At 39.1% G+C, this 1845-nt stretch carries 3 protein-coding genes; all 3 read right to left on the bottom strand.

Translation table 11 applies throughout. The features are described from left to right. Window positions 1–543, bottom strand: a 543-nt coding sequence (locus H5202_RS21755; RefSeq protein WP_182773878.1) for an SCO family protein, incomplete at its 3' end; no start/stop codon positions are given. Between the two features lie 259 nt (window positions 544–802). Then, on the bottom strand, window positions 803–1396 hold the full coding sequence (locus H5202_RS21750; RefSeq protein ID WP_182773877.1) for an FMN-dependent NADH-azoreductase: 594 nt from the start codon (window positions 1394–1396) through the stop codon (window positions 803–805). Window positions 1397–1549: 153 nt separating this feature from the next. Continuing rightward, window positions 1550–1845, bottom strand: a 296-nt coding sequence (locus H5202_RS24440) for a YiiD C-terminal domain-containing protein (protein WP_259397434.1), incomplete at its 5' end; no start/stop codon positions are given.

Here is a 1845-nt window from a genome sequence, read left to right as displayed (position 1 = left end):
GTAAATACGCACGATTTTTCCATTGGGGTCCAACAAAAATAGATTGCCCACATGATTTATGGTGGCGAGTTGCCGATTGATATTGTCGGATAAACGAAATTCAAGTTGATGTAAATCTGACTCGGGCAATGACGCACTGACAAAGCGCGAAGAGCGTGCATCGATCACCGCTTGGCGCACGGCTAAGGTGTCATTTTCAGGATCGATAGTCACAAACATAAATTGAACCTCAGCTTTATTTAGCGAAGTATCCTGCTCTATTCGTTGCTCAAGTTGATCTAATTGCTCAATACGTATTGGGCAAATTTCTGAACACGACAAAAAACCCAAAAATAAGTAGCTATATGTTCCCGCGGACGCAGGGTACTGGTGCAGTTGTTGATTAACGTCCTGCCACTGAAAATGAATCTGTTGGCTATCATTCCCGGTAATGCCATAAGCCTCAGTATCTGAACCCCACTGATTAATCAGCATCAATATAGGGATAAGACTCAACGCGAGCAAAATTAATACTGACGCGATAACAATTTTGCTTAGTTTCATATCAATATAAATCACAGTATGACGGCTTTTCAACGATAAGCCGCGAGGCTTTTATTAATGATACTACATTTGTGAAAAGTGGAATTGGCATCAAACTAGATACTCGTATGTTAATTATACGCAGTAAATTCTTTTTTTGATTAACTAAATAGCAACAAAATAAAAAATAAAAAAACGCTTAATGATCCTTTAAATGTCAAAGTCTCATTAAGCGCTAGATTTTAGAAGCTGTGGTTTTATTTAAGCATGTATAAAATGATTAAATTGATATTGCATCAATAGCAAGCTTAGCTTGGCTAATGCCCTTTTCAGCTGCATCTGGGCCCATATTTAATGCTTCTGCATAAATGGTTTCAACATTGTTAATACCAATGAAGCCCAACACAGTTGTTAAGTAAGGTACTACATGGTCTGTAGGGCCATCTTTATGCGAACCACCACGGGTAGTCACAATAATGGCACGCTTACCTTCGATTAATCCTACAGGTCCGGTATCAGTGTAAGTAAACGTTACACCAGCACGCGCGATCAAATCGATCCAATTTTTTAACGTTGTCGGTATACCAAAATTGTACATCGGCGCAGCGATAATAATGGTGTCATGAGCTTTAATTTCAGCGACTAATTCATCCGATAGCGCCAGTGCAGATAATTGACGTTCAGAAAGATTATCACCGCCGCGTAAACCTGAAGCTAGCTCACCATCTAACATTGGTAATGTATTTTCACCTAAATCACGCACTGTAATTTGCGCACCTTTACTGCTCCATTGTTGATTCAAATAATCAACTAATGCTGAAGACTGTGAATAACTGCCTAGAATGCTTGATTTTAAAATTAGTACTTTTGCCATTATTAAGTCTCACCCATATGTTTGTTGGGTCATATGCTATGTGCATGACCAATGAAACCAGTATATTGGTCTATAAAAAAGAATAATAGCGCAATAATTTAGCGATTACTTTCGATAAAATCGAAGTGTATTCACTTGGTAAACGCGAGTATGTTAATCAACGCTACCATTTTTGGGCGGTAAAGAAACAAACTGGCCCGTAAACGTGGCGCACATAATGTCATCACAATATAACGCCACTTCTAAGGTTATTTTGACTCGTCGGCCTCGGTTTAATGGATTCAAATCAGTATAGGGCCAAATAACTTTGGCATAAGGCTGTTTGGCAGAAACTGGGGCTGACACAGAGGCAGACGAATCGATATCTAAAAATTTGGATAGCGCATACAGATGAAAAGTATACACTTTTTGACCTGGTCCTTTAGAGCATGGCGGTGCATACTCGTTAC

The organism is Shewanella sp. SG41-4 (genome assembly GCF_014164505.1).
In the GTDB taxonomy this organism is placed as follows: domain Bacteria; phylum Pseudomonadota; class Gammaproteobacteria; order Enterobacterales; family Shewanellaceae; genus Shewanella.
The sequence above is the reverse complement of the archived record's forward strand: the minus strand, read 5'-3'. Positions and strand labels throughout refer to the sequence as shown.

Excerpts from the sequence above, each read along its gene's own strand:
- H5202_RS21750 (WP_182773877.1), bottom strand. The coding sequence starts at position 1,396 with ATGGCAAAAGTACTAATTTTAAAATCAAGCATTCTAGGCAGTTATTCA.